Here is a 26,467-nt window from a genome sequence, read left to right on the forward strand (position 1 = left end):
CTCATCGGTGTGGCTGGGTGGGCCTTCTTGCTCGCTGTTCTACCGTCGCGGATCCTTGGATCGTGATATACCGAGAATCGCCGCGAAACCCCAGGTCAGACCCTTTTGCGAAGACCTGACGAACGAAGAAGCCGCAGGAGTCCACCTTGGGCTTCTCGCGTTCAACCTCGGCTAGTCAGCACGTCTTGCCTCCACGCTGTCGGTGAGAACGTAGAACCGAAAGCTCGTCCTTCCCGCAGGTCCTCGCTCAGGCGGAATCGGGTTGTCCCTGAACCATTGGAGATAGGCGTCGTAGGCCTCATGATCCTCGAATCGCAGCTCTGCGATCCGGTAGAACGTCTGTGGATCCTCGGCAGTTGCTGAGCCCGAACTGGTAGCTGTGATCGGCCGAATCACGGTATTGAATACCAAACTGTCTAGGAACGGATTGGAGAGAAGATCTGGGACGTGTACATCCCACAGCCACTGCTCATACTCATCGACATCCACACCGTCGATGATGTCGTATCCGAGGATCGCCTTTACGGCGGTGTTTCTCATGGATCATTCCTCCGCGGCTATTGAGTTTCGGTATGACAGCGTGATTCGGGCGAGGCGCACCACTGCTTCGTCGATGAGCGATCCGTCCTCCGCAACTGTGATGGCGCTGCCCGCCGCGTGAGCTGCTTCGAAGCGACCCACCGCGTCACGAGCAATGGTCAGCTCTGCCTCGCTCGGCGAGAACGTTCCGTTGATGATCGGGACCTGGTCAGGATGGATGGCGGCACGCCCTCCATACCCCATTCGGCGAAGTTCCTCGGAAGTCGTACGCAGCAAATCGAGGTCCCGGAATGATGTGAGCACTGGTCCGATAGGCGGGCCGAGTCTGACTGCGGCCGAGGCCAGCACGATGGCTATTCGGATTGAATTCATTTCCCGTCCGTCGAGAGAGGGGCGCATGCGAAGGTCGGCAGCCAAATCGGCCTCTCCGATCGCCAAATGCGAGACCCGGGGTGCGGTGGCTATGGCTTGAGCTGCGAGAACCCCAGCCGCGGTCTCCAACAGGGGGGCGATTCGCACCCTTCCAGGCCTGAGGTTGCTCGAAGCCTCGAGTTCATCGAGCCAAACGGCCACCGTCTCGACATCTGAGGGGGCACTCACTTTTGGGATGTACACGCCCGTGAGCGCGGGTTGCACCACAACCTCTAGATCGTGGCGGGATAGGTCGGGTTGCGAGTTGACGCGCACCCAGAGGGCGGCCGCTCCGTCTCGAGTCTGTTCGCTCAGCCAAGAACCGACGATTTCCCGCGCTTGGTCCTTGGAGCCGGCCGCGACGCCGTCTTCGAGATCCACTATGACGGCGTCGGCGCCTCGGCCAGTCGACTTGGAGAGCATGTCGAGTCGATCACCCGGGACATAGAGGAAGCTCCGGCTCGCCGCGAAGTTTGGTGGGGGGATGGACGCTGACACCTGCGGGTTCTTTCGGTTGGGCTGGTAGTGACGAGCGTAGCCCTGATATATTGAGAACGAAACGCTATTCCAGTGAGCGGAACACACATGACTCCGAATTCTCAAGCACTGCAGGGATTGCGCATCATTGATGCGTCAACCCTATTTGCAGGGCCCCTCGCCGCCACAATCTTGGCCGATTTCGGCGCCGAGGTGATCAAGATCGAGCACCCGCGAGGCGATCCGTTACGAGGACACGGGCACAGCAAGAACGGCGTACCTCTGTGGTGGAAGATGCTGAGCCGCAACAAGCGCGCGATCACTCTGAATCTCTCGCTTGCCGAAGGTCAAGCCCTCATGGAAAGACTGGTGGAATCTGCTGACGTTCTGATCGAGAATTTCCGCCCTGGCACTCTCGAGCGATGGAATCTCGCTCCCAAACGACTCCACGAAATCAATCCGAAGCTGGTGGTCGCCCGAGTGACCGGCTTCGGACAGATCGGCCCATATGCGACCCGGCCCGGGTTTGGAACGCTAGCGGAGGCAATGAGCGGTTTTGCCCACATCACCGGCGAACCTGACGGACCCCCAACGCTGCCGCCTTTCGGCCTCGCAGACGGAATTGCGGCTCAGGCCACTGCAAACGCTGTACTCCTAGCCCTCTATCACCGGGATGTTCACGACGGTCACGGCCAAGTAATCGACCTTGCAATCATTGAGCCGATCCTGACGATCCTTGGGCCGCAGCCAATCGTTTACGACCAGCTCGGCATCGTGCAGGCACGTTCGGGGAATCGTTCAGTCAACAATGCGCCGCGCAACACCTATCGCACCTCTGACCACAAATGGGTGGCTGTCTCGACAAGTGCACAGTCGGTCGCAGAGAGGGTGATGAGGCTTGTCGGGCATCCTGAGGTGATCGACCAGCCGTGGTTTCGAAGCGGCACAGAGCGCGCCCAACACGCCGAAGAGCTCGATGGATACGTTGGAGGATGGATATCCGAGCGAAACCTTGACCAGGTTGTCGAGGCGTTCGAAGCAGCCGAGGCTGCGGTTGCTCCGATCTATGACATCGAGCAGATCATGCAGGATCCTCAGTATGAGGCGCTCGGAACAATCGCAACCGTCGACGACGCTGAGTTGGGCAGTGTCAAGATGCAGAACGTGATGTTTCGACTATCAGAGACACCGGGAGAGATCCGGTGGGCCGGACGCAAGCTGGGAGAAGACAACCGCGACATCTACCTCCATGAGTTGGGCCTGACCGATGGTGAACTACTTGAACTGGCAGACAAGGGAGTCATATGACAGCACCCTGGGGATTGACATGGGAGACCATTGCAAAGTCTCGGGTGATTGACCTGGCCCATGTCTGGGAGCGCGGCATGCCGGTGTCACCCAATCACCCTGCGTTCGAATTGGCGATGATGCGTCGTCACGGTGACATGGTCCGTTCTGATGGAGGATCGGCGGCAAACGAGATGTTCTTGATGGGCGGTCATGTCGGTACCCATATCGATGCGATCGGTCACGTCTCCCAGGACGGGCTCATGCACGGAGGTGTCTCAGCTGCCGATTCGCAGTCCAACCACGGGTTGAGCGCCCTAGGAATCGATATGGTCGAGCCGATCGTGTGTCGCGGCGTGCTGTTGGATGTGGCTGCGGTCCATGACGTTGCTGTCCTCGACGCCGGGTATGAGGTCACTGCTGATGATCTAGCGGCGGCCCAGAAGGCGTCCGGAGCCGTCGTCGGTAAGGGCGACGCGGTCCTGATCCGAACAGGTTGGTCGGTGCACTGGGAAGACCCAGTGGTGTTTGGTGGGCAAGCACACGGGGCTCCCGGACCAGGTGATTCTGCTGGTCGGTGGCTGGCCGATCGCCAAGTTCGCGTCACCGGCGCCGAGACGATCGCCTATGAGGTCATTCGCCCCGGTGCCGGACACACCACCTTGCCGGTACATCGCATTCTCTTGGTTGAATTCGGTATTCACATAATGGAGGCCATGAATCTGATTGAGCTGGCAACGGCGGGAACGCAGGAGTTTCTGTTCGTCGCCGCCCCTCTCAAACTCGTGGGTGGAACAGGGTCTCCGATCCGACCGCTGGCTATCATCGATGGCTGACGGACTCGTCCATGCGCTCGGTAACTTCGCTGCGAGCACCCGATCCGCTGGGCTTGGTGCGGATCTTGTGCAGGACGCCAAGGAACGGCTCCTGGACATCATCGGCAACGCGTTGGCTGCGACCAGCGAACAACCGAGCCAGATTGTTCTCGCAGTTGCCCGTGAGGCTGGGGGAGCCGAGCAGGCCACCGCGATGGGTCAGGCCGATCGGTTGCCCGCCGCGAATGCCGCTCTTGTAAATGGGACGCTGGCTCATGCCCTGGACTTTGACGACACACACCTCCCGTCTGTCCTGCACCCGTCTGCGTCCATCATTCCGGCAGCTTTGGCGGTCGCTGAGACAGAGGGCTCTTCTGGGGGCGATCTTCTGACGGCTGTCGCTATTGGCGATGAAATCTGTGTGCGATTGGGAATGGCGGCCTATGACCCCGAGATCAAGAACTCGATCTTTTTCGAGAAGGGCCTTCACGCAACATCCATCGTGGGAACCCTCGGAGCTGCCTCAGCAGCGGCGACCTTGCTTGGCTTGGATGCAGAACAGATCGCCCACGCCATCGGGATTGCGTCCAGCATGGGAGCAGGTTTGCTCGAGGCCAACCGGACCGGCGGCTCAGTCAAGAGAGTCCACTGCGGTTGGGCGGCTCACGCTGGTGTAAACGCGGCCATGATGGCCCGTCACGGATTGACCGGGCCTCCGACAGTCCTGGAGGGCCGTTTTGGGTTCTTCCGGGCGTACTCAGATGGGCGTTTTGACCAAGGAGCGATTCTGAATGGCCTGGGTGAAACCTGGGAGTTGCCCCGCATCTTCTACAAGCCATATCCAACCAACCACTTCACCCACGCTGGCATTGATGCTGCGTTGGCGCTGCGCTCTCGAGGAGTAGACCCAGCAGATATCGTGGCCATCCACCTCGGCGTGCCAGCGCCCGTGCTGCGAACCATCGCTGAACCCCCCGAGCAGAAGGCTCATCCACTGACCCCGTATCACGCCAAGTTCAGCGGTCCCTTTACCGTGGCCACTGCGTTGATCGGAGGAGGTGGCCTCGGGGTGTATTCCGACGACTTCACCGACGAGACATTGCGTGATCCAGAACGTCTCCGTCTGGCGGGTTTGGTGCGCTGCTTTGCTGACGAAGAGGCTACGGCCGCGTTCCCTCATCAGTTCCCGGCGGTGCTCACCCTTGGACTGCGAGACGGAACCGAGGTCTCCGAGAGGGTTACGCACAACCGCGGGGGTCCGGACCGGCCCCTCTCACCAGAAGAACTGGCTCTCAAATTCCGTCTGAACGCCCGCCGTAGCGTTCCGGCCGAACAGACTGCCGGTCTCGAGGCCGCCATCTGGTCGCTCGAAACCTCGGAGTCGATCGCGAGCTTAATGCAACTCACGCACTGAAACAGGAGAACGCTATGAATCAGGAGTGGGCCGTGGTGGCGGGTGCCAGCGGGGCGCTGGGAACCGTCATCTCGGAGAGTCTGAGCGAACGCGGGTTCAGCGTACTTGGGCTGGCTCGCCACCCAGGAGCGGGTCTCATCGAGGTTGATCTCACGGACGATACGTCTGTCGCAGCCGTGGGCGATCACGTCAGCGGCCCGGTCCGCATCGTGGTCCATGTAGCCGGACCGCCTTTGGCGGGCGGCATCGCCGACGTCGATCCTCAGTCGGTGCTTGCCGCCGTCGACATCAAGGTGAATGGCTTGTTGCGGCTGGTCCGAGCCGTCGACCGCCACTTTGTACCTGGGAGCCGGATCGTGGCTGTGACCGGAAACCTGGGATATGACCCCATCCCGGCTTCTGTCACCGCGGGCGTCGCAAATGCGGCGTTGGCCGCATTGGTGCGCCAGTTGGCCCGCGCCTATGGACCGCGCGGAATCACCTGTCACGCGGTAGCGCCGGGTCCGGTTGACAGCCCGCGTGTCGACCGCCTAGTCGAGCACGTGGCGATTTCCGCCGACGTGACTTCTGAAGAAGCGCGTTCCCGTCTTTTGGCTGAGGCGTCGGTCGGGCGCTTCGCTACTCCCCAAGATGTGGCCTGGGCTGTCTCGCTCCTGCTCGACGATGCAGCCACTGTCATGAACGGGTCGACCTTGTTCTTGGATGGGGGTCGCCGGACTGCCATCCCGTGAGCCTTTGGCTCCGCAGCGATGAACCGAGAAGTGCTGACTCCAACCCTTCCATTCTGCGGTTCGAATGCCGCGGAGTGCCCCTCAGGGGTGTTGCAACAAGACGCCGGACTCGGCAAGGTCATTCCAGACATGCTGTTCCACGATGAGTTCGTGGCGGACTACGAAGCGGTCACAAAAGCGGATTCTGCTGAAGGCGACACCGTGGCAGTTGATCCCGTCGAGATCACCCGTGGTGACCACGACCGAAGTTTCCGGGTCAAGGTCGGATACGTCCCAGGTGTGATGGGTCTTGTTGAGTGAGCGGTACCGGTCCGCCAGCGCAGCCGTCAGCTGTTCGAGTCCGTCGAACCGCCCCTGGGGGAACACCAGCAGAAGGTCGACGGATAGGTAGGTGGCAGCTTGCTCCGTATCTCGTCGCCCCATTGCGAGCAGATACTCACGTACGAGTTCCACCGGATTTGTTGGCATGGGCCCTACCTTTCCGTTGGCACCCGCTCTTGGCTTATGCTACACTCTATCCCTCTCCGAAACGCTGTTTCGCTGAACGGAACAGATGGGGAAAGCGTTAGAAAGGGTCGGCATGAAAAGAATGAACATTCTCCTATCCCTGCTGCTCTCGTTGGTGCTGGTCGCGGCGGCCTGCGGAGACGATGATGCGGGGACCACGACAACTGCTGCGGCATCTACGACGACACAGCCCGCGGCAGAAGAGACTACAACGACGGTGCCGCCAGCGCCGGTGTTAATCGGCGCGATCCACCCACTTACGGGCGGTCTGGCTGGTGCCGGCAACCGCATGGACAACGGGGCCAGGATGGCTGTCGATGAGATCAACGCTGCAGGCGGCATCACGTCGCTCGGGGGCGCCCCCCTGGAGTTGATTTCCGCCGATTCGACAGGAGCACCCGACGTAGGCCAGTCCGAGGCCGAACGCCTCATCAGCGCCGGCGTTTCAGCAATCATCGGTACCTATCAGTCTGCAGTGACCACCAATGTGGCGGCCATCGCTGAGCGCGAGGGTGTTCCACTTGTGATTGATGTTGCTGTGGATGATTCGATCCTTGATCAGGGATACACCTACACGTTCCGGCTTCAGCCGAATGCGACCAGTATGGGAACCAACGGTGCCAAGTTCCTTAGCGAGCTCGGCGGTGACGAGATCAAGACCGTGGCCTATCTTCATGACGACACCGGATTCGGTGTGTCAGTTTCTGAAGCCTTTACGACTGCAGCGGCTGCCCTCGGGATCGAAGTGATCACCGACATCACTTATGCTCCGTTCTCGGTCACAGACCTTACGACGGAGATGGCCCAGGCCGCAGCCGGGTCCCCGGATGTGATCGTGATTACCGGGTATTACAACGACGGATTGCTGGCAGCTCGTGCAGCCATCGATTTGGAAGTTGATGTAAAGGCCATTGTTGGCATCGCTCAGGGTGCCTTCCACACGCCACAGTTCGTCGAGGACTTCGGTGCTGATGCTGAGTTGTTCTTCAACTCGAACTACCACTTCAACTCGTCGGACCCAACAGTGGCTGGCATCTTGGAGAGGTTCGAGGCGAGGTTCGGCGAGGCGATGGACACAGAGGCGATGCTCGCCTACCAGGCCATCTATGTCGTTGCCGACGCCCTAGAGAGGGCTGGGTCCTCTGATCCAGCCGACGTTCGGGCAGCACTTGCCACGACGAACATCGCGGATCACTTCCTGGCTTATCCAGGCCCGATCACATTCGACGACACCGGCGAGAACATAAACGCCGAGCCGGTGCTGATGCAGGTGATCGACGGCAAGGTACAGCAAGTCCTCCCAATTGGACTGAGGGAGACCGACCCGGTGTTCCCCGGCACCTCGTGGGGCAGCTGAGCACTTAACCGGTAGGAGATAAGAAGCGACATGCGAGGTCGGTCCAGCAAAGTAGTCTGGGCCGGCCTCGCAGTCGTTATGGCGGGCGTCGTCCCGCAGACGGCGTGGTGGGACCTGAACCACACGGTGTTTGCCCAGGCGGTCGTGTCGGGACTGTTGATCGGTGGGGTCTACAGCCTGGTGGCTATGGGTTTGAGCCTGGTGTTCGGTGTCCTGGACATCATCAACTTCGCTCATGGGGCGCTGATGACGATCGCCATCTACGCCAGCTACTTGCTCTTTCAGAACTATGGGGTGGACCCCTACGTATCGCTCTTGATCACCATCCCACTGTTGTTCATCGTGGGTGTCGGTATTCAACGATTCGCTATCAATCCGGTGATGGACGCACCGGTCCACAACCAACTGCTGTTGACGTTGGGGATTGCGATCATGATCGAGAACCTTGCGCTTGTGTTGTTCACCGGCACTCCTCGGTCGATCGAACTCGCATACGCAAGGAACGAGTTCGACCTAGGAGTCGTGACTCTTGATTTTCCTCTCAAGGTGTTTGGCGCCGTGGTGAGCCTCCCGAAGTTGGTTGCGTTCCTGGCGGCGTTGGTGCTCGCTGGTGTCCTCTACCTGCTCATACAACGCACCCAACTCGGGACTGCCATCAGAGCCTCGGCGCAGGAGCCCGAGGGGGCGGAGCTCGTCGGGATCGACGTTCGCCGCATCTATATGATCACGTTCGGGATAGGCGCCGCTTGTGTGGGCGCAGCTGGATCGTTGGTTCTTCCGTTCCTCTTCGTCGCCCCGACAGCCGGCGCGACCTTTACGATCATTGCGTTCGTCGTGGTGGTGTTAGGCGGGATGGGCTCGATTCCGGGCGCTCTTGTCGGTGGGCTCGTGATTGGCTTGACACAGGAGCTAACTCAGCTGTTCGTACCGGGGTCGAAGTTCCTCGGAGTCTTTGTTGTCTTCCTTGCGGTGTTGTTGTTCCGCCCTGAGGGCATCTTTGGACGGGTCCGGCGATGACGAGGCTATTAAAGCTTGTTGCGGCCTCGTCCCAGGACCTTATCATTCTGCTGGGTGTGGTCACGGTCCTGGCTCTCGTGCCGCTCGGGGTCTCGACCTTCACCCTGTCCGTAGCCACGACAGCCCTCATATTTGCGTTGGCCGGAATCGGGTGGAACGTGCTTTCAGGGTTTGCAGGGCAGTTCTCGTTCGGACACGCCGCTTACTTTGGTCTGGGTGCCTACACCGTCGCCGTCATCTTTACGAAGTATTCGATATCTCCATGGTTGGGTCTTGTGCTCGGGGGGCTGGTCGCAGCGATCTTTGGGCTCTTGACAGGTTGGATTTCCTTCCGGTTCGGGCTTAAGGGTGCCTATTTCGCCCTCGCCACTTTTGCCTTGGCAGAGTTGCTTCGGCTGACTTTCAACAACTTTGATTACGTCGGAGCTGGGATCGGAATCACAATTCCGCTTGCTGGCGGGGATTCCTGGGGATCACTGCAATTCGAGGACACTCCGGCCATTCGATACTTCGTGGCGCTTGGCCTCGTTGCTCTTGGCACTTTGGCAGTGATCATCATCAAGAGATCGCGCGTGGGGAGCAGGATGCTGGCGGTGCGCGAGGACGAAGATGCAGCGGCATCGCTGGGGATCAATCCGCTGCGAGCCAAGCTGGTAGCAATCGCTGCGAGTGGTTTCATAACTGCCGTTGCCGGTGGCTACTACGCCATGTTTCTCATGTTCGTCGACTCCGACCTGGCGTTCGGGCCCTTTGTCTCCGTCGTTATTTTGCTGCGACCGATTGTGGGCGGAGTCGGCACCATATGGGGACCGGTCGTGGGTGCCGCCATCCTCTCGGTGCTCGGAGAGGTGACACGGAGCCTCGTTCGAGATCCTCCTTCTTTCCTCCAAGTTATCGAGGGGGCCAATGGGCTCGATCAGGTCGTATTCGGGCTGATTCTTGTTCTGGTGATTATCCGCGCTCCCGACGGGGTACTCGGCTGGTTCCATCGGTTTAGAACGAGGAGCGCGCAGTGAGCACGATTCTTGAAGTCAAGGGGGTCATCAAGCGTTTCGGTGGCCTCACTGCGGTCGACGGCATCAGCGTCGATGTGGCCGAGGGCGAGATTCTCGGAATCATCGGACCGAACGGAGCCGGCAAGACCACGCTGTTCAACCTGATCTCGGGGGCGATCTCGCCTGACGAAGGTGAGGTCGTCTTCAACGGCGAGAGAATCGATCAATTGGCGCCGTACATCATCGCTGAACGCGGTCTGGTCCGAACGTTTCAGATCGTCAAGCCATTCGGGGGGTTGACGGTCTTCGAGAATGTCTTGGTGGCGGCGTTTTTGCGTCGGTCCGACCCAATCGAGGCGGCCGCTCACGCCACTTCGGTACTTGAGTATGTAGGGCTGGGTGCGTTCGCAGATCGTCAGTCGAAGGGCCTGACGCTCGCTGGGCGCAAGCGCCTAGAGCTTGCCCGAACCTTGGCGACGGACCCCAAGGTTCTTCTTCTCGATGAGGTTCTGGCAGGGCTGACTCCCACTGAGAGTGCAGAGATGGTGACCCTGGTCAAGGCGATTCGTGACGGAGGCGTAACGGTCGTAGTGATCGAGCATGTGATGGCGGCGATCATGGCTCTGTCGGACCGCATTGCTGTGATTCATCACGGCGAGTTGCTGGCCGTCGGATTGCCAAGCGAGATTGCTAAGGATCCGAAAGTGGTGGAGGCCTACCTCGGAAAGGAGTTCCAAATTGCTCGAGATTGAGGGTCTCCGTGCGGGCTACGCAGATCTCGAGATCCTCCACGGGATCGATCTCGAGGTGAGGGAAGGGGAAGTCGTCGCCCTGATCGGCGCCAACGGAGCTGGCAAGACCACAACCCTGAAGACCATATCCGGTGTCGTACGCTCCTCAGCCGGGTCGATCAGCTATGACGGTTCTCTGATTCACGAATGGCAGCCACGCCGGGTCGTCGCGGGTGGACTCGTGCAGGTTCCGGAAGGCCGCAAGCTGTTTCCGGACCTCACTGTGAATGAGAACCTGCACCTCGGTGCCTACCGGCGCGGCCGAGAAGAGGCCGACAGGACCATTGTCGAGGTTTTTGAGCTGTTCCCGCTCCTCGAGGAGCGCCTTGATCAGACCGTCTCGACGCTGAGCGGTGGAGAACAGCAGATGCTGGCCATCGGCCGAGCTCTGATGGCGCGACCTCGATTGCTCATGCTCGATGAACCGTCGCTTGGCCTGGCTCCGATGCTGGTAGCCGACATCTTCAACGTGATCCGCGACATCGGAAAGCGGGGGGTCACAGTGATGCTTGTCGAACAGAACGCCGCTCAAGCCCTTCAGCTGTCTGACCGCGGGTACGTACTCGAGAGCGGCAACATCGTGTTGGAGGGGACCGGAAAGGAGCTGCTCGGAGATGATCGAGTCCGGTCGGCCTACCTTGGTCTCTGAACTTTGCGGTATCGGGCATGATGACGTCAGTTGCTGAAGCGGTCACGACGCTGGGCGCTCGGTGCGCGGGCTTCAGATGGACTGATGCGCCAGGATCGGTGCGAGATCGCGCCCTGCTCGTCGTCTTCGACACCCTCGGCGTCATGATGGCCGGAGCTGCCGCCCCCGAGAGCCAAGCCTTCGCCGAGCGTCACCCGGAGAATGGTCCGGCGCCATTTGCCGGACTCGAGAGATGGGGCACGGCTGTTGATTCCTGTTGGGTGAATGGAGCTTCCGTCTGTTCGCTCGAGCTCGACGAAGGTAGCAAATACGCCCGCGGCCATCCGGCTGCGCACGTCATCCCCGCAGCGTTGGCCCTCGGAGCCGACGACGGCATATTATGGCTCGAAGCGGTCTTGGTGGGGTATGAGGTTGCAGCGAGGTTCGGTCGGGCCACTCGACTTCACGATGGTGTCCATCCCCACGGAACGTGGGGTGCGACTGGCGCGGCCGCAGCGGCAGCCAGGCTTCTGGGTCTCGACGGCGACGGTGTCGCTATGGCGATCGACGCAGCGACCGGCCTCAGCCTCGCTCCGCACTTCGAGACGGCCTTCACCGGACATCCAGTGAGAAACTTGTGGGTTGGAGCAGCCAACGCCGCTGGTTTGGCAGCAGCTCGTTTGGCTGCATCCGGATTCGGCAAAGTAGATGGGACGGCTGCCACTACTTATGGTGATCTCCTCGGCAGTTTCGACCCTGATCCACTGGTTGCTGACCTCGAAGAACCGTTCGAGATCATGAGTGGCTACTTCAAACGGCACGCCGCGTGTGCCTATACGCATGCCGCTGCCGATGCCGTCCTCAAGCTGCTTGGACAAGAGCCGCTTCCGGCAGAGGAGATCGATTCGGTGACGGTGGAGACCTATCAGATCGCCGCCAGGCTCAACCGAACCGAGCTACCGACCCGTCTAGCTGCGATGTTCTCAGTGCCCTTCGTTGTTGCGGTGACGATGCTCGAAGGAGCGTTCGGGCCGACCTCAGCCGATGAATCTCATCGCAGCAGTCTCATCGTCAAGAACCTCGCGGAGCGGGTCAATGTGGTTGCCACTGACGAGTTCGAGGAGCGACTTCCGGAACGGCGTGGTGCTCGAGTCTCAGTGCAGATGAAGGATGGTTCTCGGCGAGTCGCTGAGATCAAACAGCCGGTCGGTGATGCCGCTGAAGGCTCATTTGGGTGGCCGGAGGTGCGCGCCAAGATCGAAGATCTCATCGGGCACGAGCGAACCGTGGATCTCGAGGATTCGATTCGTCTTCTGGAGGACCAGGGTGTTGGCCCCCTCTTTCAGGCTGTGACAAGGAGATGACATGAAGCTGCGCGCCATCACCCCGATCGTCGTACCTGAGCAAGAACTCGCTCGTCGGCAGGTTCGCTATGACGCACTTGCTCCGAGCGGAGTAACGATCCATCTCGACAACCTTCTGGACGGTCCGGAGCGACTCGAAACCGCCGGTCAGATCCGAGACTCCGAGCGACTCGTCCATCGCGAGGCACTGCGAACCGACAGCGACTTCGACGGCATCTTCTTGGACTGTGTGCTCGATCCGGCGCTGGAGCAGCTTCAAGCGGAGTCTCCAATTCCGGTGTTTGGGATTACTCGACTGGTATCGACGCTTCTTGGATCGCTCGACCTGCGAATGGCAGCCGTTGCCCGCAACAAGGCGATAGCCGATGAATTGACTGCCCGCATCAGTGCCTACGGCTGGTCGTCTCACCTTGAAGGCGTCCTCATTCTTGACCTTGCACTCGAGGACATCGGCGACACCGGCCTCTGGAACCGGATCGTCGCGGAGCGGGCGACAGCCGGCGATTTCGACGGGGTAGACGCCATCATCAATGGGTGCTCCGCAGTTGAGGTGCACTCGACTGAAGGACCGCCACTTGTGGACCCGACTGGGCTTGCGCTCCGGCTGATCGGGATGCGGGTCAAAGTGTTGTCGGGAGATCGGGCGTGAGCGAGGGGTCGCTGGATGTTCTCGTGGCGGGGGCTGGCGCTGCTGGTTTGGCCGCAGCTCTCGCAGCTGCTGACCGCGGACAGCAGGTCGTAGTGGTTGAGGCCAAGGAGACGTTCCGAGTCGGCTCCAACACTGCCATGAGCACTGCGATGGTTCCGGCGGGGGGGAGTCGCTGGCAGATCGATGCCGGCATCGACGATTCTCCGGAGCTGTTCTACGAAGACATCATGAACAAAACGAAGGGCGCGGCTGATCCCGTGGTCGCCGCAGCGTTGACCAGACTGGCGCCAGATCTGGTGGCGTGGATGGCGGACGGTGCAGGCGTCCCATTCGAGCTTGTTACCGACTTTCAATATCCAGGTCATTCTCGAGATCGGTGCCTTGGTGTCTTTGATCGAGCAGGGAGCACGCTCCACCGATATCTTCTTGAGGAGATCGCACGACGGCCCGATGTCACACTGATTGCACCGATGAAGCTGGCGGAGGTGAGCCATGATCAAACGCAGCTCATCTCGGTACGCCTCGAAACCCCCGACGGGGGCAGCGAAGAGGTCACCCCCCGTAGCGTGGTGTTGGCCACCAATGGGTTTGGCGCCCGCAGCGACCTGGTGGCACGCCATATCCCCGAAATTTGGGGGGCCCGATACCACGGCGGTGATGGCAGCACAGGCGACGCACTCGCTATTGGTGAATCGCTTGGCGCCGACTCGGGGTACCTCGACGCATATCAGGGCCACGGATCGGTGGCCACTCCCCACGGGATACTTGTGACGTGGGCAACCGTGATGCACGGTGGCATGTTGATCAACAGCGCCGGTAGCCGGTTTGGTGACGAGACAACCGGATACTCGGAGTACGCCGTACCTGTGTTGAGGCAGTCCGATGGGGTTGCCTGGGTGATACTGGACGAGCGTATTGATCAATCGTGCCGGGTCTTCAAGGACTATCAAGACCTTCTGGAGGCTGAAGCCGTTCGCTGGTCAGACGGAGCGGGAGAACTCGCCCGGATGATTGGTGCACCATCGGGGCAACTTGAAGCCACTCTGGCCGCTGCCGCCGAAGCCGCCGCTGGAACGCGTGAGGACCCGTTTGGTCGGAGCTTTTGGGAGGAGCCTCTTCGTCCACCTTTTGGCTCGATCAAGGTGACGGGGGCCCTCTTCCACACGCAAGGCGGTCTGCGAGTTGATGAGAACGCCCGCGTGTTGCGCGACGGTGCGCCGATCCCTGGGGTGTATGCAGCCGGCGGAGCAGCCGCTGGGATATCGGGCCATGGTGCTGCTGGCTACTTGGCCGGCAACGGCTTGCTGTCGGCTCTGGGGCTCGGATATCTCGCCGGACGCCACAGCGGACATGAGGACTGAAGGAAGACCATCATGTGGGTTGACGCCTGCTCGAGCGAGGAGATGACATGTTCGATCTCGTTGTAAAGAACGCGAGGGTCGTTCGACCCAACCATCCCGAGGTGGAGGCACTCGACATTGCCATCAAGGATGGAACCTTTGCTCGTTTGGCTCCGGACGTTGATCCGTCAGAAGCGACCGAGGTCGTGGATGCTTCCGACCTCTTGGCGTTCCCCGGTGTCGTCGATGCCCATATGCACTTCGGCATCTATCACCCGTTGAGTGAGGACATCGAGTCAGAGAGCCGGGCGGCTGCCACAGGTGGGGTCACGAGCGGCCTGAGCTACATGCGGACCGGTCAGTACTACCTGAACAAGGGCGGGTCGTACGGTGACTTTTTTCCAGATGTGCTCGAAATGAGCAAGGGTCGTTCGTATGTGGACTACGGCTATCACCTGGCTCCGATGATGGCTGAGCACATCGACGAGATCCCCGAGTTGATAGAATGTTTTGGAGTCTCGTCCTACAAGATCTTCATGTTCTATGGAAGCCATGGCCTCCACGGCCGGTCGGACGAGCAAAGCACGTTCCTCATGACACCGCCCGGTGAGCGGTACGACATCGCTCACTTCGAGTTCATCATGCGTGGCGTTCGAGCGGCCATGGACCGATTCCCCGACAAGGCCGCCTACATCTCAGTGTCATTGCATTGCGAAACAGCGGAGATCATGCGCGCCTACACCACGATGGTCGAGGAAGCAGGTGAGCTGTCAGGTCTAGCGGCATATGACGCGGCGAGGCCACCTCATTCCGAGGGTCTGGCGATCACGATTGCTTCCTATCTCGCTCATGAAACAGATTGCACGAACATCAATCTTCTTCATTTGAGCTCAGCCAAGGCGTTGGATGCCGCGATGCGTATGGCGCAGGTGTTTCCTCAAATTGACTTTCGCCGAGAGGTGACGGTCAACCACCTTCTGGTCGACTTCGACACTGCCAACGGTAACTACGGAAAGGTCAACCCTCCGATCCGTTCGAGAGAGGACGTCGACGCGCTGTGGGACGCGGTTCTGGAGGGCAATGTCGACTGGGTTGTGAGTGATCACGCTTGCTGCCGCGAGGAAGTGAAGTTGGATGGTGATGACCCTGACAATGTGTGGTTGGCGAAGTCGGGGTTTGGAAGCACTGAATTCCTCCTCTCGGGCTTGCTCAGTGAAGGCACCAAGCGCGGGCTACCTCTCCATCGTGTCGCCGAGCTGGTCTCGTGGAACCCAGCGCAGCGTTATGGCCTGCTCCAGAAAGGCACCATCGCTGAGGGATACGACGCCGATCTGGTGCTGGTGAATCCGACCGAGACCTTCACAGTGCGCGCTGCTGATTCTGAATCGACTCAGGAGTATTCGCCTCTTGAGGGGCAGGAGCTGACCGGTCGAACCAAGCATGTGTTCTTGCGGGGAGCTCAGATCGTTGACAGCGGCCGGATTATCGGCGGAGCAACTGGGCGGTACCTGTCCCGTCCGACCAGGTGAGATCAGCCGGTCTCCGGTCGAAAACCTAACCGCGCGGCGAGTTGTCGCGTCGCTGCGACGATGAGAGGGGCAGCCTCATGGAGCTGACCGCCGAATCGTTCCACCGGTCCGCAAAGGCTCATTGATGCGATGGGTCGGCCTGTGTGGTCGAAGACAGGAGCGGCAACGGAGGCCGCATCAGCTTGTCGTTCACCCATGGAGACGGCAAAACCCGAAGCGCGCACCTTTGCCAGTTCCAGGCGCAAGAGGTCCGGGTCGGTGATGGTCAGGTCGGTGAATCGGTGGAGGTCGAGCCTGCTGAGGTACTCGTCGATGTCGTCACTTGGCAGGGACGCGAGGAGCGACTTGGACGAGCTGCCGGCGTGAAGAGGGAAAGGCTTGCCGAGTTCGACTGTCATCTTGACCTCGCGGAGCGGCGTGATCTGGTCGATATAGATGCGATCCCACCCCGACCGGATGGAGAGCGTGGCAGTCTCTCGTGTTGACTCCGACAACTCTTTCATCACCGGACGAGCAAGAGAGCGCACGTCAACGTGGCGTAGGAATGCCAGCCCGACATTTAGCGCAGCAGGACCGAGCGCATAGCGTCGAGACGCCAGCTCGATCTCGATAAAGCCCTTCTCCTTGAGACTGTTGAGCGTGCGATGTACCACTGCCTTGGATAGTCCTAACTCTTGAGCAATCTCCGTGACTCCCAGCGTTGGGCTGTCAGAGCGGACGAATGCAGCGAGGATATCGGCGGTTCGTTCTACAGCTGTGATGGTTTGTGCCAAGGTTCTGTCAAGCTCACGTCGGGTGGTTCAGAGCATAACCTGCCTGTTCCACGGAGTGGAACATTGATCCGGTATGGCTGGCGTCAGAGCTTCGTTCGCTTGGCTCAGCAGTCGGCGCATTCGGAGACCTCAAGGTGTCCTGTGGGATCACAGAATGATCACGAACGCCGAGGGACCAGCAGCCACGGGAGAGTAAGTGAGGGGACGAAAGTCCTCGGATTCCATTGTGGCGCCTGACAGGAGGCAATAAGCAGGGAGGGCATGCCCCGGGACCGACCTCATCTGGCTCATAACCCGAAGCGTGGAGGTTCGGATGCCAGCCCTCACGGCGCCTTTGTCGCCACTGGAGCCGGTGAGAACTCGCGAGTTGCTCATGGGCATACTAACGGCGACTCCGCGTTGGCACAGCGACTCGGCGGGTTCTGGCGTCAGTCTTCCAGAAATCTTCAGGTGTGAAAGCTGTCCTATTAGGCCCACCGTGCGGGGGCTTTGCGGCCGCTGGTCTTCGGGGATGACCACTCCGAGTCGCCGCGATCTCAACCGAGATGCCGGACCCTTGCTGCTGCCCTGTCGTTGGTCGGTGCTGAGCCCGATGACAAGCTCCCCTCGGATGGCCAGCAGCGTCCGGATGTCACCCTCTGTATGCTCGGCTCATGATGGCTACGAGTCCGACGCTCGTCGAGAGAGACGGGTATCTCGCTGCCGTCATGGAGGCTGTGAAAGGCTCGGCGGAAGCTGGGCGGGTGGTGCTCCTCTCCGGCGAGGCTGGCCACGGCAAGACCTCACTCCTCGACCATGTGCTGAAGGATCTGGACCACCGTTACCGGCTGTTGACGGCGGCATGCGAGCCGGTGGGGATTCCAGCAGCCTTCGCCCCCCTCTTCGATCTTCTCGACGACCTTCCCGACGATCTCAGAGCCGACGTGCGCTCTGGAACCGGACGCCCCGGGGTGTACGCCGGGATGCTCGACCTCATCAAGAACGATCGGGTGGTCTTGGCTATCGAGGATGTGCATTGGGCCGACGAGGCCACCCTCGGTCTGATCCGCTATCTGGGGCGGCGTATCCAAGCGACCAACAGCACCCTCATTGTCACCTTCAGGCCGGAGGAGCTGGCGCTCAATCCTCCCCTTCGCCTGGTGGTCGCCGACCTCGGTCCGACGGCGCTCCGGGTCGAGCTCCCCTCGTTGAGCCTCGCCGGAGTCGAGGAGATGACCCGGGGTCGGGGTGTTGATCCCTTGCGGACCTACGAGCTGACCGGCGGCAACCCATTCTATGTCGAGGAGGTGCTGCGTCATCCCGACCGCGACCTCCCGTCGACCATCCAGAACGTCATCCTCGCCAATGCCGAGCGCCTACCTGACGCAGCTATGGAGCTCCTTTACACCGTGGCCCTGAGCCCGGACGGTCTGCCGTTGGCTGCTGGAAAACCAGGATGCTCATGTCACAGTCGTCGCCGATTTCATTGCCCGTGTTGAGCAGGAAGCCGCGGGCTCTTAGCGCTCCGCTGGCAGTTGCCGAAGCGGGGACTAGAGGATTGGACCGGATGTCGCTAGATCTCATCCATCCTCGTGTCCTTGTTCTTGACACTGCTCCCGGGAGGCTCTCGCCACGGGGAAGTCCATAGGGATTGGTGCCGCGCCGTTGCCCTTGTTCGCGTTCCATCCTGGTGGGCCCACCAGAGACGCCGGTCGGCCCTCCTCCACGAGCGGGTACCCAGCCCTGCGGTGGCCGTGATCGCGTGGTTCGCGTTCCATCGTGTTAGGCCCACCAAGCGTTGTCGAGTTCACAACGACGAGGCTGCCGTTCTGCTCACGACCACGACTGTGGGGGAGACGCCAATTGTGTGGCTCTGAGCAGGCATTCACCTAGCAGACCTTTACCCTGGATTCGGCTCACGACCCGAGGGAGTGGTACGGGTGGTGGGTTCACCCCCCTGGCCGTGAGGCGTACATGATGACGGCTACTCCGAGGAGGCAGACGGCTGCTCCGATGATGTCGTAGCGGTCGGGTCGGAACCCGTCGAAGACGAATCCCCAAGCGAGGCTACCCGCAACGAAGACTCCGCCGTAGGCGGCGAGGATGCGTCCGAAATGGGGGCTCGGTTGGAAGGTGGCAAAGAACCCGTAGAGGCCGAGGGCGATCACTCCCGCGCCGATGAACGCGAGCCCTCGCTTCTCCCTGAAGCCTTGCCAGACGAGCCAGGCGCCGCCGATCTCGGCGATGGCGGCGATGACGAACAGTCCGATCGATCTCAGGATGGACATAAATCACGGGACCCTGTCAGCCGGCTGACCGTGGGGCGTATCTTATGAGTATTGGCTCCTCAGCTCGGACCGGGCGTTGAACTTCTTGTGGCCAGCAGCACGAAAAGTGCAGAAAGCTGCAGTACCAGACAAGCGACTATCAAACCCGTTGCCGTTCTCCCGTACAGGTAGCCCAGCACAGTGCTCCCGACGAACCAGGCCCCGCCATAGGCCGCTGCAAAGACGCCGTAGGCACTCGCTCGTCTTGCTGCGGGCACCAGATCGGCCACACCGGCACGTAGCGTGCTCTCTTGCACCCCCATCGCCATTCCCCAGACCACAACACCGAAGATGGCGACTGCGGCGGTACCGCTGAAGGCCAGCACGGTGCCCAACCCTGCCAGGACAGGCAGAACAATCAGGACTCGAAAGCCATATCGGTCATACAGGTGTCCGGTTACCAGGGCAGCCAGAGCGTCTGTTCCCATTGCCAGCGCGTAGATCAGGGGCACCGCGGCCGCAGGCACCAGTTCCCGAGATGACAGGTGGTACCCGATCAGGCCGAATGTGGCGTACCCGGCCATGGTCAGGCTGGTGAACACCGCATAGCGCCAAAAGGCAGGCGGTAGCTTCGCCGCTGGGGCATCGCCTGCCTGGATGTCGGCAGTGCGCTCTTCGTAGACGGCCGGGTTGGGGACTCTGCGCGCCAGCCAGACAAGGATGACGACGGCCATCAATCCCGGGACTGCGAGTACTCCGAAGCCCAAGCGGTAGCCGCCCGTTGCGGCCAGAGCGGCAGCTACCACTAGGGGGCCGATGAAGGCGCCCGCCTGATCCAGTGCCTCGTGAACTGCAAACGCCTTCCCGCGACCAGTGCTGCTTCCGGCGTTGGCGATCAGAGCATCCTTGGCCGGGCTGCGGACCGCCTTGCCGACGCGCTCCATAATGATCAGGGCTGACGCACCAAACAGACCAACCGGTAAGGCCAGGGCAGGCACAGCGACGACGGTGATTACGTAGCCAGCAATCACCCAAGCCCAGTACCGCCGGGACCGATCGGCAGCCGGACCACTGACCACGCGGAGAATCAGAGCCGTTGCCTCGCCAGCCCCCGTGATGGCGCCAATCATCAGCGCCGATGCTCCCAGCGAGCCAAGGAACGGCCCGGCGACAGAGCGGGCACCCTCATAGACAACGTCCACCAGCAGACTGACGACGCCGAAGGTGACCACAAACCGCCAGGGTGACAAGCGAGGCCGCTCGGGTTCTGGCCGCGTACTCACTCTGCCTACTGCGCAACTCCCCCTACCGGTCGGCCGGGCGGGCGGGCCCTTCCGCTCGATACACACGGACTGTGACAGGCTGGGTGGTGATCAGACCGTCACCGATCATCGCGTCGAGCACTGGGAGGATTTGCTCGATCTTGTCGGTGCGTGAGACGCACTCGATGAGGATGGGTAAGTCCTCCGACAGCCGTAGCACCGAGGAGGTGTGGAGCCGGCTCGACTTGCCGAACCCCTCGATGCCCTTGAGTACCGTGGCGCCAGCCAGGTCGTTCGCTCGCAGAGTCTCGACTATGGCTTGGTACAAGGGGCGACCCTCATGGCGGTCGTCCTCGCCGATGAAGATTCGCAGCAGTAACCGCTCGTCGTCGGAGCCGCGGACCGACCGTTCCGCATCGATGATGGGAGTATCCATTGGCCGTCCTTTCCCGAGTCGTCTCAGTCTGCCATCACATAGCCAAGTACGCAGAGCCCTATCCCAGCCACCAGCATCCCCGCCAGGTTGACTGCCGCCCTCACCCTTTCCCCCGTCTGAAGCATGGCGAGGCTCTCGGTACTCCAGGTGGAGAACGTGGTGAACCCGGCGGCGAAGCCGATGAGGGACACCCTGGCGATGCTTCCTGCTGGGGTAGCCGCCAGGACGAACCCCGCCAGCAAGCTCCCAGAGAGATTCACGGCAAGGGTGCCCACCGGGAAGCGTCCTGAGGTGCTCCGCTGGACCATCCCGGCAACCCAGTAGCGCCCGGCAGCCCCGACCCCTCCGGCCACCACCACAGCGAGTTCCGTCATCGCCCCTCCCCGAGGCGGTAACCGACGCCCGCCACCACCAACCCGGCCAGCGCCGACACCACCACGTAGCACCCGGCCGCCACGACGCGCCCTGCCTCGAGGAGAGCGACCGCCTCGACACCTAGCGCCGAGAACGTGGTGAATGAACCGAGCACCCCGATCGCCCAGAAGCCTAAGGACCACCACGGTGACGCAGACCGAGCACGTCGAGCCAGGTACCAGCCGAGCACACCCGCACCCACCACATTCACCGCCAGGGTGGCCACAGGCCATCCTCCGGGTTCCCACCCGAGCGCCGCCCCGACCCCGAGCCGCGCCGCCGAGCCCACCAGCCCCCCGGCCAGCACCGCGAGAACCCTCTCTAGCGATGCGGGACGACTCCCAGCAACCAACGGTATGGCTCCTCCTTGATGCAGTAGGAGCCATCAGCCAATTCGGCAGTTTCGGCGAGCTCCATCGCCGTCAGTCTCACGATGGTAACGCTCTCGACTTCGCCTTGGGCGAGGCGTCCGCTAGTTGAATTCACCGCACCCGGCGGGCCGCTTCAGACGGTGCTGGAGGCGGGGGACGTCTGCCGACCAGGTCACCGACCGTAGCAGGCATGGACCGCCTCCAAGAGCGCCTGCCTCTAGGGCATCCCGAAGAAGTTGCGGGACCAGGTACCGAACCGGCCAGTCCCTCAGTGCTTCAGACCTCCCCAGGTGGTCTTAGAGCCCTTGGAGCAGGACGACGCATTGGTTCGCGTTCTGTCCTGTTGGGCCCACAGCACGCCTTCGTTCGCCGCCTTTTAGGCGGCGAACTCGCCGACACGTCGAGCGGTTCGGACGGTTCTTGCCTTGTAATGGGGTGGTGGGTGATCTGACGGCCCAAGGGGGGTCCGGGGTTCTCAGCGAGGGTTCGGGATTGTCAGGCTCCGTAGAGGGTGATCACCAGGTGGGCACGTGCGAGGCGAGGCTCTTCATGTAGTTGGCCCGCTCGAAAGCAGCCGGGTCGTCCACCGCCAGTTGGCTCAGCGAGCCCCGGGCCTGGCTCACCGACGAGTAGTCGTTGGCGGCGAGCCAGTCGGCGAGCCCGTCCCGGACGACTCCCAGATGGCCCGGCCCGTGGCGGAGCAGGGCTGAGGCCATCATGATCGCTGTTGCCCCGGCCAGGAGAGATTTCACTGCGTCGTCGGGTTGGTGGATCCCGGTGGTGGCCGCCAGGTCGATGTCGACCCTTCCATGGAGGATCGCGGTCCAACGCAGGATGAGACGGAGTTCGGCGCTGGTCGACAGGACCAGGTTGGGAACAACACTCAACGAGTCGAGGTCGATGTCGGGCTGATAGAAGCGGTTGAACAACACCAGGCCGTCGGCCCCGGCGTCCGCAAACCGACGGGCCATCGAGGCCATCGCCGTGAAGTAGGGGCCGATCTTGATCGCCAGTGGTATGTCGATCGAGCCGCGCACAGCCTCAACCAGCCGCAGGTAGTCGGACTCCACGGCCTCCGAAGTCTCGTCGACACCGGCGGCAACCCGATAGATGTTGAGCTCGAGGGCGTCCACTCCAACCTCGGCGATGTCTCGTGCGTAGTTGGTCCATCCCCCGAGACTGACCCCGTTGAGGCTTGCGATCACGGGGATCCCTGCCTCGTCCTTGGCCCGCCCTATCAGGTCGAGGTAGCCCGCGGTGCCGGGGTTGTGGGCGTCGAGGCGGGGCAGGTAGCCGGAGGGTGCCTCGCCGGAGGCGCCGGTGCCGGGGTCGGCCCCGCCGCTCATCGTGATGAGGTCGTGTTCGATCTGCTCCTCGAAGATGGACGCCAGCACCACGGCTGGAGCGCCGGCATCTGCGAGGGCGAGAATCCGGTCGATGTCGCCGGTCAGCGGCGACGCCGAAGGCACTATGGGGTGGGCGAGTTTCAGTCCCAAATAGCTGGTCGAAAGGTCGACGCTCACTCCTCTACCTCCCCGTACTCAGCTGTCCTATGGATGTGGACCATCTGCTCATAGAGATTCCAACGGTCGTCGATGTCACGTTGGGCTCGTTCGCTCAGCTCGGCGGCCCGCTCCGGGTTGACCCTGGCCAGCATCGAAAACCGGGCCTCTGACTCGGCCAGAGCCTTGAACGGGGCCGTCGGCTTTCTGCTGTCCAAGCGGAGACCGGGCTCACCCTGGACCTCACGGGCCGGGTCGTACCTGTAGAGCGGCCAGTATCCCGTCGCACCCGCCAGTTTCTGATGCTCGATCTGGTTGGACAGGTCGTAGCCGTGGGCGATGCAGGGGCTGTAGGCGATGATGAGGGACACGCCTTCATGTTGTTCCGCTTCGGCGAAGGCCCGCACCGTCTGGGTCGGGTTGGCCCCCATTGCCACTTGTGCCACGTAGACATCCCCGTAGGCCATGGCGATCTGGCCCAGGTCCTTCTTCCCGGTTGTCTTGCCCCCGGAAGCGAACTTGGCGACGGCCGCCCTGGGGGTTGCCTTCGACGCCTGGCCTCCGGTGTTCGAGTAGACCTCGGTGTCGAGGACCAGGATGTTGACATCGCGCCCCGAACCGAAAATATGGTCAAGCCCTCCGAACCCGATGTCGTAGGCCCAACCGTCGCCCCCGACGATCCAGATGCTGGTGGTGATCAGTGCATCGACGACTCCTTCGAGACGTCGCGGGAGACGCCCCTCCATACCGGCCAGCTTCTCCCTGAGTTCGGCCACCTGTTCGCGCTGCACATCGACGAGCTTGTCCAGGTTGGCTCTGTCCTTCACTTCTGCCGTCTCCAGTATGCGGCTGGCGAGGTCTCCCAGTTCCGGGGCCAACGCTGTCACCAGGAGCAGGGCATCGTCCCGCTGTGACTCGAGGCCGAGGCGCATTCCGAGGCCGAACTCGGCGTTGTCCTCGAACAGGCTGTTGGACCATGCGGGACCGCGGCCCTGGCTGTTGGTCGTCCATGGTGTGGTCGGAAGGTTGCCCCCGAAGATCGAGGAGCATCCGGTGGCGTTGGCGACGATCACCCGGTCGCCCAGGAGCTGGGTCATCAGCTTCAGGTAGGGGGTCTCGCCGCACCCGACACAGGCGCTGGAGAACTCGAAGAGGGGCTCCAGGAACTGCGAGCCCTTGACGGTGGGGGCGTTGACCTGCCCCCTGTCCACCTCGGGAAGATCGAGGAAGAAGCTGAAGTTGGCTCTCTCCCGCTCGAGGTGGGGCCCCTTGGGCTCCATGTTGATCGCCTTGTGCTTGACGATCTCTTTGGACTTGGCCGGGCAGATGTCGACGCAGATTCCACACCCTGTGCAGTCGTCGGGAGCGACCTGGACCACCACCCGCATGCCTTCGAAGTCCTTGCCGGTGGGGTCCTTCGAGGCGAACCCGTCGGGGGCCTCGACGCCGATATCGAATGCCTTCATCCGTATGGCGGCATGGGGACAGGCAAGGGCACATCTGCCGCAGTCGATGCAGAGGCTCGGATCCCAGATGGGGATCTCCGCTGCCAGAGAGCGCTTCTCCCATTTCGTCGTCCCTGTCGGGAAGGTGCCGTCGACGGGCAGGGCCGACACGGGCAGGCGGTCGCCCTGGTCGGCCATGATCATGGCCGTCACCCTCTGGACAAAGTCGGGGGCGATGTCCGGCACGAGTGGGCGGGGTTGCTCAATCGTCCCGACGGCGCCGGGTGTCACCTGGTACAGGCCGGAAAACGCACCTTCGATAGCGTCGATGTTCCGGCGGATGATGCCTTGGCCACCCTTGCCGTAGCTGCTCTCGATCTGCTCCTTCATCGCCTCGATCGCCCGGTCCGCCGGTAGGAAGTCGCTCAGATGGAAGAAGCAAGCCTGGAGGACGGTGTTGATCCGGTTCCCGAGGCCGGCGTCGCCTGCGATGGTGAGAGCGTCCACCGCCCACACGTCGATGCCCTTGTCGAGAATCACACGCTGGGCTGTCGGCGGGATGCGCTCCCAGGTCTCACCTTTGGGGTACGGGCTGTTCAGCAGCAGCTTGCCTCCGGGTGCGATCCGCTCCAGGGCGTCGGTACCGTCGAGAAACTCGAAGTGGTGGAGGCCGACGAAGTCCGCTCGGGCGATCAAGTAGGTGGACTCGATCGGGTGCGGTGAGACCCGAAGATGGGAGACGGTCCGCGCTCCGGCCTTTTTCGAGTCGTACACGAAGTACCCCTGGGCGTGCATGGGGGTCGTCTGGCCGATGATCTTGACCGTCGCCTTGTTGGCGCTGACAGTGCCATCGGATCCGAGACCGTAGAACATGGCCCGTGTCACATACTCGGGCTCCGAGAACCACTCCGGGTCGTAATCGATCGATGTGTGGGTGACGTCGTCGACTATTCCGACGGTGCTGTGCCTTCTGGGGGCTTGGCGGTCGATCTCGGCAAAGGCTCCGGCGACCATGGCCGGGGTGAACTCCTTCGAGGAGAGGCCGTAGCGACATCCGTAGACGGAGATGTCCGACCTCCCCTGTTCGGCAAGGGCGGCGACAACGTCCAGGTAGAGCGGTTCGCCGGGAGCGCCGGGCTCCTTCGTTCGGTCCATGACCATGAGTTTGGTCACGCTCTCCGGTATCGCCTCGGCTAGGGCTGCAGGGTCGAACGGGCGATACAGCTTTACCACTACGAGGCCCACCTCGGCTCCGTCTGCGAGCAACCGGTCGACCGCCTCCTTGGCAGCCCCCGCGGCCGAGCCCATCAAGACCATGACGCGCTCGGGCTCCGGGGATCCGTGGTACTCGAACAACCGGTGTTGGCGGCCGGTGTGCTCGGCGACCCGGTCCATGGCGGCGGTCACGATCCCTGGCACCGCCTCGTAGAACCGGTTGGCAGCCTCCCGTGCCTGGAAGAACACATCGGGGTTCTGGGCAGATCCTCGCAGAACGGGTCTGTTGGGGTTCAGCGAGCGCGCCCGGTGGGCTGCGATCAGGTCCTCATCGATCAGGTCGCGGAGGGCTTCGTCACTGATCAACCCGATCTTGGCGACTTCGTGCGAGGTGCGGAACCCGTCGAAGAAGTGGAGGAATGGCACCCGGGACTCCAGGGTGGCGAGGTGGGCTACCAGGGCGAGATCGTGGGCCTCCTGCACCGACGATGAGGAGAGCATGGCGAACCCGGTCTGACGGGCTGCCATCACGTCGGAGTGGTCTCCGAAAATCGAGAGGGCATGGGTGGCCACCGTTCGAGCCGCCACGTGGATCACTGCCGGGGTCAACTCTCCGGCGATCTTGAACATGTTGGGGAGCATCAGGAGAAGGCCCTGCGATGAGGTGAAGGTCGTCGCCAGTGCCCCCGTCTGAAGGGCGCCGTGGAGTGTCCCGGCAGCACCAGCCTCCGACTGGAGTTGGATGACCCGGGGGACCACACCCCAGAGGTTGGGCCGATTGTGATGGGACCAGGTATCGGCGAGCTCGCCCATGGGGGACGCCGGCGTGATCGGGTAGATAGCGATCACCTCACTGAGGCGGTGGGCGATCATGGCCGCCGCCTCGTTCCCGTCGATCGTGCTCTGCACCCGGGCGTTGGCGGTCATCAGGAGAGGCTAGTTTCGAAGGCT

General features: G+C 61.9%; 25 protein-coding genes and 1 riboswitch. Of the genes, 14 read left to right on the plus strand and 11 right to left on the minus strand.

Annotated elements, in window-relative coordinates; all coding sequences use genetic code 11:
• Nucleotides 1-171 precede the first annotated feature (171 nt).
• Complete coding sequence (locus WEA29_08105) at nucleotides 172-540, minus strand: hypothetical protein (GenBank protein MEX2323712.1); 369 nt, start codon at nucleotides 538-540, stop codon at nucleotides 172-174.
• A gap of 3 nt (nucleotides 541-543) precedes the next feature.
• Nucleotides 544-1,536, minus strand: a complete 993-nt coding sequence (locus tag WEA29_08110) for a CoA ester lyase (GenBank protein ID MEX2323713.1) — start codon at nucleotides 1,534-1,536, stop codon at nucleotides 544-546.
• On the opposite strand from WEA29_08110, the gene WEA29_08115 reads away from it, so the two are divergent.
• The 4 genes from WEA29_08115 to WEA29_08130 are packed head-to-tail and all read left to right on the plus strand — an operon-like array spanning nucleotide 1,537 to nucleotide 5,675.
• Nucleotides 1,537-2,736: a CoA transferase gene (locus tag WEA29_08115; GenBank protein ID MEX2323714.1), complete on the plus strand. Its 1,200-nt coding sequence runs from the start codon at nucleotides 1,537-1,539 to the stop codon at nucleotides 2,734-2,736. It begins immediately after the preceding gene.
• A complete protein-coding gene (locus WEA29_08120; protein MEX2323715.1) occupies nucleotides 2,733-3,551 on the plus strand; it encodes a cyclase family protein in 819 nt (272 codons plus the stop codon). Before WEA29_08115 ends, WEA29_08120 begins: the two co-directional genes overlap by 4 nt.
• Nucleotides 3,544-4,944 carry an MmgE/PrpD family protein gene (locus WEA29_08125; protein ID MEX2323716.1) on the plus strand — a complete coding sequence of 467 codons (1,401 nt, stop codon included), beginning with the start codon at nucleotides 3,544-3,546 and terminating at the stop codon, nucleotides 4,942-4,944. The genes WEA29_08120 and WEA29_08125 overlap by 8 nt, the downstream gene beginning before the upstream one ends.
• Before the next feature lie 14 nt (nucleotides 4,945-4,958).
• Nucleotides 4,959-5,675, plus strand: a complete 717-nt coding sequence (locus tag WEA29_08130; GenBank protein ID MEX2323717.1) for an SDR family oxidoreductase — start codon at nucleotides 4,959-4,961, stop codon at nucleotides 5,673-5,675.
• 81 nt (nucleotides 5,676-5,756) lie between these two features.
• Here the strand turns inward: WEA29_08130 and WEA29_08135 are convergent, their stop codons facing one another.
• The gene (locus WEA29_08135) at nucleotides 5,757-6,143 is read right to left on the minus strand and encodes a nuclear transport factor 2 family protein (protein ID MEX2323718.1); all 387 of its coding nucleotides are present in this window, start codon (nucleotides 6,141-6,143) and stop codon (nucleotides 5,757-5,759) included.
• Between the two features lie 112 nt (nucleotides 6,144-6,255).
• On the opposite strand from WEA29_08135, the gene WEA29_08140 reads away from it, so the two are divergent.
• Genes WEA29_08140 through WEA29_08180 form a run of 9 tightly spaced genes read left to right on the plus strand, consistent with a single transcriptional unit; the run spans nucleotide 6,256 to nucleotide 15,852 of the window.
• Nucleotides 6,256-7,539, plus strand: a complete 1,284-nt coding sequence (locus tag WEA29_08140; GenBank protein ID MEX2323719.1) for an ABC transporter substrate-binding protein — start codon at nucleotides 6,256-6,258, stop codon at nucleotides 7,537-7,539.
• Between the two features lie 30 nt (nucleotides 7,540-7,569).
• On the plus strand, nucleotides 7,570-8,556 hold the full coding sequence (locus WEA29_08145) for a branched-chain amino acid ABC transporter permease (GenBank protein MEX2323720.1): 987 nt from the start codon (nucleotides 7,570-7,572) through the stop codon (nucleotides 8,554-8,556).
• Nucleotides 8,557-8,612: 56 nt separating this feature from the next.
• Nucleotides 8,613-9,572, plus strand: coding sequence for a branched-chain amino acid ABC transporter permease (locus WEA29_08150; protein MEX2323721.1), 960 nt, complete (start codon nucleotides 8,613-8,615; stop codon nucleotides 9,570-9,572).
• Between the two features lie 5 nt (nucleotides 9,573-9,577).
• Nucleotides 9,578-10,303, plus strand: coding sequence for an ABC transporter ATP-binding protein (locus tag WEA29_08155; protein ID MEX2323722.1), 726 nt, complete (start codon nucleotides 9,578-9,580; stop codon nucleotides 10,301-10,303).
• Entirely contained in the window at nucleotides 10,290-10,991 is a 702-nt protein-coding gene (locus WEA29_08160) for an ABC transporter ATP-binding protein (GenBank protein MEX2323723.1), read from the plus strand. Before WEA29_08155 ends, WEA29_08160 begins: the two co-directional genes overlap by 14 nt.
• A 20-nt stretch (nucleotides 10,992-11,011) precedes the next feature.
• Nucleotides 11,012-12,334, plus strand: a complete 1,323-nt coding sequence (locus tag WEA29_08165; GenBank protein MEX2323724.1) for an MmgE/PrpD family protein — start codon at nucleotides 11,012-11,014, stop codon at nucleotides 12,332-12,334.
• A gap of 1 nt (nucleotide 12,335) precedes the next feature.
• A complete protein-coding gene (locus WEA29_08170) occupies nucleotides 12,336-12,983 on the plus strand; it encodes an aspartate/glutamate racemase family protein (GenBank protein ID MEX2323725.1) in 648 nt (215 codons plus the stop codon).
• Nucleotides 12,980-14,344, plus strand: a complete 1,365-nt coding sequence (locus tag WEA29_08175; protein MEX2323726.1) for an FAD-dependent oxidoreductase — start codon at nucleotides 12,980-12,982, stop codon at nucleotides 14,342-14,344. Before WEA29_08170 ends, WEA29_08175 begins: the two co-directional genes overlap by 4 nt.
• Nucleotides 14,345-14,391: 47 nt before the next feature.
• Nucleotides 14,392-15,852, plus strand: a complete 1,461-nt coding sequence (locus WEA29_08180) for a dihydroorotase family protein (GenBank protein ID MEX2323727.1) — start codon at nucleotides 14,392-14,394, stop codon at nucleotides 15,850-15,852.
• A gap of 2 nt (nucleotides 15,853-15,854) precedes the next feature.
• Here the strand turns inward: WEA29_08180 and WEA29_08185 are convergent, their stop codons facing one another.
• The gene (locus WEA29_08185) at nucleotides 15,855-16,625 is read right to left on the minus strand and encodes an IclR family transcriptional regulator (protein ID MEX2323728.1); all 771 of its coding nucleotides are present in this window, start codon (nucleotides 16,623-16,625) and stop codon (nucleotides 15,855-15,857) included.
• Between the two features lie 653 nt (nucleotides 16,626-17,278).
• On the opposite strand from WEA29_08185, the gene WEA29_08190 reads away from it, so the two are divergent.
• Nucleotides 17,279-18,103, plus strand: a complete 825-nt coding sequence (locus WEA29_08190) for an AAA family ATPase (protein MEX2323729.1) — start codon at nucleotides 17,279-17,281, stop codon at nucleotides 18,101-18,103.
• A gap of 450 nt (nucleotides 18,104-18,553) precedes the next feature.
• On the opposite strand, the gene WEA29_08195 is transcribed toward WEA29_08190, so the two are convergent.
• The 7 genes from WEA29_08195 to nifJ all read right to left on the minus strand — a co-directional run bounded on the left by WEA29_08195 (nucleotide 18,554) and on the right by nifJ (nucleotide 26,443).
• Entirely contained in the window at nucleotides 18,554-18,892 is a 339-nt protein-coding gene (locus tag WEA29_08195; protein MEX2323730.1) for a YnfA family protein, read from the minus strand.
• A gap of 59 nt (nucleotides 18,893-18,951) precedes the next feature.
• A complete protein-coding gene (locus WEA29_08200) occupies nucleotides 18,952-20,103 on the minus strand; it encodes an MFS transporter (protein MEX2323731.1) in 1,152 nt (383 codons plus the stop codon).
• A 73-nt stretch (nucleotides 20,104-20,176) separates the two neighbouring features.
• Complete coding sequence (locus tag WEA29_08205) at nucleotides 20,177-20,569, minus strand: DUF190 domain-containing protein (protein ID MEX2323732.1); 393 nt, start codon at nucleotides 20,567-20,569, stop codon at nucleotides 20,177-20,179.
• Nucleotides 20,570-20,592: 23 nt separating this feature from the next.
• Nucleotides 20,593-20,943: a CrcB family protein gene (locus WEA29_08210; GenBank protein MEX2323733.1), complete on the minus strand. Its 351-nt coding sequence runs from the start codon at nucleotides 20,941-20,943 to the stop codon at nucleotides 20,593-20,595.
• Entirely contained in the window at nucleotides 20,940-21,290 is a 351-nt protein-coding gene (locus tag WEA29_08215) for a CrcB family protein (GenBank protein MEX2323734.1), read from the minus strand. Before WEA29_08215 ends, WEA29_08210 begins: the two co-directional genes overlap by 4 nt.
• Nucleotides 21,291-21,352: 62 nt before the next feature.
• Nucleotides 21,353-21,413: riboswitch (Fluoride riboswitch) on the minus strand.
• Between the two features lie 456 nt (nucleotides 21,414-21,869).
• Nucleotides 21,870-22,877 carry a dihydroorotate dehydrogenase-like protein gene (locus tag WEA29_08220; GenBank protein MEX2323735.1) on the minus strand — a complete coding sequence of 336 codons (1,008 nt, stop codon included), beginning with the start codon at nucleotides 22,875-22,877 and terminating at the stop codon, nucleotides 21,870-21,872.
• The gene (nifJ, locus tag WEA29_08225; GenBank protein ID MEX2323736.1) at nucleotides 22,874-26,443 is read right to left on the minus strand and encodes a pyruvate:ferredoxin (flavodoxin) oxidoreductase; all 3,570 of its coding nucleotides are present in this window, start codon (nucleotides 26,441-26,443) and stop codon (nucleotides 22,874-22,876) included. The genes WEA29_08220 and nifJ overlap by 4 nt, the downstream gene beginning before the upstream one ends.
• Nucleotides 26,444-26,467: the final 24 nt, after the last annotated feature.

The organism is Acidimicrobiia bacterium (assembly GCA_040902765.1).
Taxonomy (GTDB): Bacteria; Actinomycetota; Acidimicrobiia; order Spongiisociales; family UBA11373; genus DATKBG01.

What these genes read in the sequence shown, in the direction of transcription:
- WEA29_08130 (MEX2323717.1), top strand. Translation starts at nt 4,959, where the DNA reads ATGAATCAGGAGTGGGCCGTGGTGGCGGGTGCCAGCGGGGCGCTGGGA.
- WEA29_08135 (MEX2323718.1), bottom strand. Translation starts at nt 6,143, where the DNA reads ATGCCAACAAATCCGGTGGAACTCGTACGTGAGTATCTGCTCGCAATG.
- WEA29_08190 (MEX2323729.1), top strand. Translation starts at nt 17,279, where the DNA reads ATGATGGCTACGAGTCCGACGCTCGTCGAGAGAGACGGGTATCTCGCT.
- WEA29_08210 (MEX2323733.1), bottom strand. Translation starts at nt 20,943, where the DNA reads ATGACGGAACTCGCTGTGGTGGTGGCCGGAGGGGTCGGGGCTGCCGGG.
- nifJ (MEX2323736.1), bottom strand. Translation starts at nt 26,443, where the DNA reads ATGACCGCCAACGCCCGGGTGCAGAGCACGATCGACGGGAACGAGGCG.
- WEA29_08115 (MEX2323714.1), top strand. Translation starts at nt 1,537, where the DNA reads ATGACTCCGAATTCTCAAGCACTGCAGGGATTGCGCATCATTGATGCG.
- WEA29_08165 (MEX2323724.1), top strand. Translation starts at nt 11,012, where the DNA reads ATGACGTCAGTTGCTGAAGCGGTCACGACGCTGGGCGCTCGGTGCGCG.
- WEA29_08195 (MEX2323730.1), bottom strand. Translation starts at nt 18,892, where the DNA reads ATGTCCATCCTGAGATCGATCGGACTGTTCGTCATCGCCGCCATCGCC.
- WEA29_08120 (MEX2323715.1), top strand. Translation starts at nt 2,733, where the DNA reads ATGACAGCACCCTGGGGATTGACATGGGAGACCATTGCAAAGTCTCGG.
- WEA29_08125 (MEX2323716.1), top strand. Translation starts at nt 3,544, where the DNA reads ATGGCTGACGGACTCGTCCATGCGCTCGGTAACTTCGCTGCGAGCACC.
- WEA29_08145 (MEX2323720.1), top strand. Translation starts at nt 7,570, where the DNA reads ATGCGAGGTCGGTCCAGCAAAGTAGTCTGGGCCGGCCTCGCAGTCGTT.
- WEA29_08140 (MEX2323719.1), top strand. Translation starts at nt 6,256, where the DNA reads ATGAAAAGAATGAACATTCTCCTATCCCTGCTGCTCTCGTTGGTGCTG.
- WEA29_08205 (MEX2323732.1), bottom strand. Translation starts at nt 20,569, where the DNA reads ATGGATACTCCCATCATCGATGCGGAACGGTCGGTCCGCGGCTCCGAC.
- WEA29_08105 (MEX2323712.1), bottom strand. Translation starts at nt 540, where the DNA reads ATGAGAAACACCGCCGTAAAGGCGATCCTCGGATACGACATCATCGAC.
- WEA29_08170 (MEX2323725.1), top strand. Translation starts at nt 12,336, where the DNA reads ATGAAGCTGCGCGCCATCACCCCGATCGTCGTACCTGAGCAAGAACTC.
- WEA29_08180 (MEX2323727.1), top strand. Translation starts at nt 14,392, where the DNA reads ATGTTCGATCTCGTTGTAAAGAACGCGAGGGTCGTTCGACCCAACCAT.